This is a genomic window from Nostoc sp. CHAB 5836 (assembly GCF_020829445.1).
Taxonomy (GTDB): domain Bacteria; phylum Cyanobacteriota; class Cyanobacteriia; order Cyanobacteriales; family Nostocaceae; genus Nostoc.
This window is the reverse complement of record NZ_JAIVFV010000278.1, coordinates 1-5,465: the sequence shown is the minus strand read 5'-3', so window position 1 is coordinate 5,465 and position 5,465 is coordinate 1. Positions and strand designations below refer to the sequence as shown.

The 5,465-nt window shown below is 40.8% G+C and carries 4 protein-coding genes and 2 pseudogenes; 3 read left to right on the top strand and 3 right to left on the bottom strand.

Annotated elements, in window-relative coordinates:
* Positions 1-141: 141 nt before the first annotated feature.
* Positions 142-1,587 carry an ATP-dependent DNA helicase RecQ gene (locus LC605_RS30700; protein WP_229551190.1) on the bottom strand — a complete coding sequence of 482 codons (1,446 nt, stop codon included), beginning with the start codon at positions 1,585-1,587 and terminating at the stop codon, positions 142-144.
* 153 nt (positions 1,588-1,740) lie between these two features.
* Here LC605_RS30700 and LC605_RS30695 point away from each other — a divergent pair, with 153 nt between their 5' ends.
* Positions 1,741-2,172 (top strand): GNAT family N-acetyltransferase, encoded by a 432-nt coding sequence (locus tag LC605_RS30695; RefSeq protein ID WP_229551189.1) that lies wholly within the window; start codon positions 1,741-1,743, stop codon positions 2,170-2,172.
* 67 nt (positions 2,173-2,239) lie between these two features.
* Here LC605_RS30695 and LC605_RS30690 read toward each other — a convergent pair whose 3' ends face one another.
* Together LC605_RS30690 and LC605_RS30685 are read right to left on the bottom strand one after the other, a co-directional pair.
* On the bottom strand, positions 2,240-2,533 hold the full coding sequence (locus tag LC605_RS30690; protein WP_229551188.1) for a type II toxin-antitoxin system RelE/ParE family toxin: 294 nt from the start codon (positions 2,531-2,533) through the stop codon (positions 2,240-2,242).
* A complete protein-coding gene (locus tag LC605_RS30685) occupies positions 2,530-2,787 on the bottom strand; it encodes a type II toxin-antitoxin system ParD family antitoxin (RefSeq protein ID WP_229551187.1) in 258 nt (85 codons plus the stop codon). Before LC605_RS30685 ends, LC605_RS30690 begins: the two co-directional genes overlap by 4 nt.
* 727 nt (positions 2,788-3,514) lie before the next feature.
* Between LC605_RS30685 and LC605_RS30680 the strand changes: the two are divergent.
* Both LC605_RS30680 and LC605_RS30675 read left to right on the top strand, forming a co-directional pair.
* Positions 3,515-5,044 (top strand): annotated as a pseudogene (locus LC605_RS30680) (HEAT repeat domain-containing protein); the annotation flags it as partial.
* Positions 5,045-5,338: 294 nt separating this feature from the next.
* A pseudogene (locus LC605_RS30675) lies at positions 5,339-5,465 on the top strand (precorrin-4 C(11)-methyltransferase); the annotation flags it as partial.

The window sequence follows — 5,465 nt, the reverse complement described above, 5'->3', positions numbered from 1 at the left end:
CTGGCTTTTTAGCAAATACTTTTTCCACTCTACAGGTTATCCATAAAATTCAAAAACTAAAACTACCGTTCCACAAAGGTTTCAACTTCAGCGTTCACGTAGCGAAAAAAATGGATAAAGTCGAGCTAAGAGCATTGATACTCATTGACGGCAATTGTCGCAATGTCCACAACGCCAGTTAGCTGCGTCTTTGTCGAAACCAAAGGCGTTTAATAAAAACTGCCAACGACACTGCTTAGTTGTTAGGTATTGCTGCATTTGTTTAGCAGCGTGTAGTTGCATCAGTGGCTGATTTCCGGCTTTTTGAGTAATGGTGTAATGAAAAGGATCAAGCCAGTTTAGCTGACCACTGCTATGAAGTAAAGCCAGCGCCGTAGCAGCTTCAGGAAATTGTCGGGTTACTGCATTCACTTCTCCCTGTTTCGGTAATTTTTTCACAAGTTGCTGCGCTATTTGTTGTTGCGATCGCATTTGTTGTTGAAAAAACTCCTGTCTTTGCTTATCCCCTGAATCTAACCACCCCGTAGGTTCACTTACCAACGTCAGCGCTTCGGCCGGTTTCCCATCCCTTCCAGCCCGACCTATTTCTTGCACATATTCAGATAACAAATGTGGTGCGTGAAAATGTGCTACCCAGCGAACATCACTTTTATTTATCCCCATTCCAAACGCACAGGTACACACAACAAAGGGGATTTTACCACTTAACCAGCTTGTTTCGACTGCACGGCGTTCTGTTGCACCCAATCCCCCATGATAACTAGCTGTAGCATAACCCATCTCTGCTAACCATTGGGCTAAATCTTCGCTATCTCTCCGACTGCGAACATAAACTAATCCCGATTGTTGCGGTCTATTTTGAATAAACTTTAATAATTGTTGTTTCCTACCTCGTGGTGTCCAAGCGATGCGAACGCTGGGATGCAAGTTTGGACGGTAAGGATTCAAACGAAAAATCTCTGGTTGCTCTAATTGTAAAATTGTTTGAATAATTTTTTGGGCTGAGGGGTCAGCAGTAGCAGTAAAAGCGGCGATACTAATTTTTGTTCCTGCTGGTTTTGATTTGAGCAATGCCGGACGCACCGCCCCTAATCTGCGATAAGCTGGGCGAAAAGTATCACCCCATTGTACTAAACAATGAGCTTCATCCAAAATCAAACCATTAATTTGCAATTGCGGGTGACATAATCTTTCCCACACTGGCACACTTAACAAAGTTTCTGGTGACAAGTACAATAATCTTAGCTGTTGACGTTCCAAAGCTTGCAGAGTTGCACGGCGTTGAGATGAAGATAATTCACTATGTAAAAGTGCTGCTTTTTGGTGATTTTGTCGTAGTTCCTGAACTTGGTTTTCCATCAACGCCACTAAGGGCGAAACTACCAAGGTTAATCCTGTTTGTAGCAATGCGGGAAGTTGAAAACAAATCGACTTACCACCACCTGTGGCCATTATAATCAGCGCATCTTTTTGTGCTAATAAACTGCTGACAATTTCTCCCTGTGGTGGACGGAAATCTTCATAACCCCAGATTTTTTGAAAAGCAGCGCGAACTTCTTGCCAAGATTTTGTTGTAGGCTGATTCATAATCAATGCTAAATGCACTCATATTATTGAACACTGAATATAGCCTTTATTACCCAGCTAATGGTTCAGTAATTTCATCATCTGAAACGACAAACCAATAGCCCCAACAATGAATTAGAATCTTTTGAACTATTAAATAAAAGATGTAGCGACATGAATGAAGAATTAAAACATCGATTTTACATCAGCACCGATAAATCTAAATTAAATATTCAAACAATTCATGATTTTTTACAAAATTCATATTGGGCTGAAAACATCCCGCTAGCTACTGTGGAAAAGTCAATAAACAATTCTTTCTGTTTTGGACTTTATGAAGATAATCAACAAGTTGGCTTTGCGAGAGTCATCACTGATTATGCAACTTCTGCGTTATTAAAAGATGTTTTTATTCTCGAGCCTTATCGAGGACAGGGTTTAGGAAAATGGTTTGTAGAATATATTTTGGAATATCCAGAATTGCAAGATGTTCAAAGGTGGTTGTTAGGCACAAAAGATGCTCATGGACTTTATCGCCGTTATGGGTTTAAAAATTTGACAGAACCGGAAAAAATTATGATGCGTTTAAATCCCAATGCTAATTAAACTTGAGCAAAGCGGGGGCAAACCAGTGCGACGCCGAATAGCCCGTTGTAGACATCGCTAATAATTATCAATCTACGAACAAAGATTCTAAATCTCGATAACCACTGGCAACACGAGTAATACTAATTCCGTCTTCCCTTGGATAGTAAAATATAATGTAATCATTCACAACAAAACCGCGCAGATTTGGTACAAGCCTTCCATAGCTTTTTCCCATATTAGGGAAATTCGCTACTAATTTACATTTGGAGCGAATTTCATCAAAAAGTTTACTAGCTGCTTTTGGGTTACTCCGAGCAATATATTCACAAATTTCATCTAAATCTCGAATTGCTGCATCTGAAAGTGAATAATTACTCATTCAGACGACTCCTCAGCAATTAGACGAATTTTTTCTTGTAATCTAGCAAATACAACTTCGCCGTCAGTTACTTGTCCCTTAGCAATTTGTTCAGTTCCTACAGAAATTTTTTGCCGTAATTCTTCAAGTCGCTGCTCTCTTTCTTGTAACAGTTTAAAGGCTTCATTGATGACATCATCTGCATTAGTAAATCTACCACTTGCAAGCTGTGCCTGAATAAATTGCTCTAGTTCTGGTTTAATTTCGATATACATATTTTTAGCTTTATAGAATTAATATTGCTATCTATATTCTAACAGTATTGCTACATCAAAAGCAATTATTGATTGGTAACTAACCATCCCACAAATGCCCTAAGCATTCAGGCGTAATAGCCATTTCTGGCGACGACTACCGGGTAAACCGCAATTGTATTTTGTAATTGCTACCCATAACCCAATACACTTGGGTTAAGCATTTCCTCCTTCTCTTTCTCTCTTAGGACTTACGCAAGTGTCACAAAAAATAAAAGCTTTTAGTTTGTAGTAAGGACTTTAGCCCTGATTTTGAGGCACTACAAACTCAAAATAATATGCCAGTTGCGTAAGTCCTATCTCTTCTCTCTGTGTTCTCTGCGCCTTTGTGGTAGCCTGCGGCAAGCCGCTTTGCGTCTACGTAAAAAAGAGTTTCAGCCCTTTTGTGAACCGTATTGACCCATAACCATTGATATTTACCTTTCTCGTACCAAGGTGTTTCGTTAAGGTGGTTGTTATGCACAAAAGATGCTCATGGACTTTATCGCTGTTATGGTTTGAAAAATTTGACAGAACCGGAAAAAATTATGATGCGTTTAAATCCTAATGCTAATTAAACTTGAGGGGTGAAACCAGTGCGTAGGCGTAGCCCGTCGTAGACATCGCTAAACCGCATTGACAGTTAGATTACAATCTAGGTATAGTTTCTCTGACTGGAGTTGTTCATCGGGTGATTCAATCCGATTCAATGACCAAGCATACCAGACAAGTATTACTTAGTGCGCTCAAGGTGGTTGTCTTATGCCTGACACTGTTCCTACTATGCACAAGCAATAGTTGGGCGCAAATCACTACTGACAGCAAAATTGCTCCCCTAATTCAGAAGCTAATAGATAACGATGCCCACATCAGTAGCATTGCAGCAGATGCATTAGTTAATATCGGTTCGCCAGCAGTGCCGTCTCTGATTGAAGCTTTGAAAAATCAGGATATTAATCTTCGCTGGCACGCCGCTTCGGTTTTAGGAGATTTGGGTGCAGAAGCAGCACCAGCCGTTTCTGCCTTAAGTGCAGCATTGCACGATGAGGATGGACAAGTCCGCCTGTATGCCACCTTAGCTTTAGGAAATATTGGTACAGCAGCCAAAGCAGCAGTTCCATCTTTGATGGCGGCATTACAAGACAAGGAGCAATTCGTTCGCATTTATGTTCCTTCTGCACTCAGGAAAATTGGTGTAGAAGCGAAAGTAGCTGTCCCAGTATTAACTGCTGCCTTAAAAGATAATAACCCCACTGTCCGTTACAATGCTGCCTACGCTCTGGGTGCAATGGGTACAGAAGCAGTATCTTCTGTCCCTAATTTAATTGCCTTGTTGAATGATAACCAGTTTTACGTCCGTTTAGGTGCGATCAAAGGTTTAGGAGGAATAGCAGCAGGCTTTCAGGATAAAGCAAATGCTTTACCTACCTCCAAGTTGCAGAAAGTCATCTCAGACTTTGAGCAGGTATTGATAACTATACAAAAATACAAAGACAAATTCACAGAGACGGACATTAAGCTGATACGTCGCCCTCTCAATGCCCTGAAAGCAGAAAAAGAAACTCGCCTCTTTGATAGAGTTTTGGAATCGCTATTTAAGCATAAATTACTTTTGGGAATTGCCGCCTACATTATCTTATTGCCTTCTGTGTGGCTAATTCTCTTGCGGGTAGCCCCTTTATGGTTGTTGAAAATTAACAACGCCCTCAAACCCTACACAGATTTTTCTCTCCCATTGATCAGCGTTAATGTACCTCTGCGATATGTGCTATTTGTTGGCTGGTTTCATTACCATCCCAGAGTATTAGATGCGTGGGTAGCTAAATATATCAAAGCAGCCCGCGAACAATTTCCCAAAAAGGATACAGTTAGCAGTCGCGCCTGTTACATTCCCATTCCCGTTGTTCTAGATGGTACAACAGTTCCCCAACTGATGAATGAGAATTTGCGCTCAACTTTCGAGAAACAACGTAGCTGCCTAGTAATTGGTGGGGAAGGGGGTGTAGGTAAAACCAGTTTAGCGTGTCGAATAGCTGGGTGGGCAATGGCTGAGTCTGAAGACCAACAACTCTGCAAACATTTGATGTTACCTGTGCTGTTAGAAGAAGAATTTCGGGTAACTGAAGGGAAGTTGCCGCTTTTAGAAGCTATCAGAGGACAGTTGCAAGCTTTAATTGATGAACCAGAGCCGATTTGTCAAGAATTACTATTACGTTTGTTAAGAAAGAAACGCATTCTAGTAATTGTAGACCGGTTCTCAGAAATGAATGCGACTACACGAGAAGCAATTGAGCCGGAGTCGCCAGAGTTTCCGGTGAATGCATTGGTGATTACTTCCCGAATTGAGGAAAAGCTGGGGCGGGTTAATAAGACGATAATTAAACCCTTGCGGATTGAGGCTAATAAACTATCGTCCTTTATGGAAGCTTATCTCATGCAGCGAGGTAAACGCGATCGCTTTACTGACCAAGAATTTTTTGACGCTTGTAACCGTCTTTCTTTGATGGTCGGTCAAAATAATATCACTGTCTTGCTGGCTGATGTGATTTTATTTGCTGATTCTTTAATACCCGAACAAATTTTAGAACTTTGCCGAAAAGATGCCGAGATCATTAGAACTGCGAATCAGACTTTAGAAGAGATTTTGGCGATTATGATCG

Excerpts from the sequence above, each read along its gene's own strand:
- LC605_RS30690 (WP_229551188.1), bottom strand. The coding sequence starts at position 2,533 with ATGAGTAATTATTCACTTTCAGATGCAGCAATTCGAGATTTAGATGAA.
- LC605_RS30685 (WP_229551187.1), bottom strand. The coding sequence starts at position 2,787 with ATGTATATCGAAATTAAACCAGAACTAGAGCAATTTATTCAGGCACAG.
- LC605_RS30700 (WP_229551190.1), bottom strand. The coding sequence starts at position 1,587 with ATGAATCAGCCTACAACAAAATCTTGGCAAGAAGTTCGCGCTGCTTTT.
- LC605_RS30695 (WP_229551189.1), top strand. The coding sequence starts at position 1,741 with ATGAATGAAGAATTAAAACATCGATTTTACATCAGCACCGATAAATCT.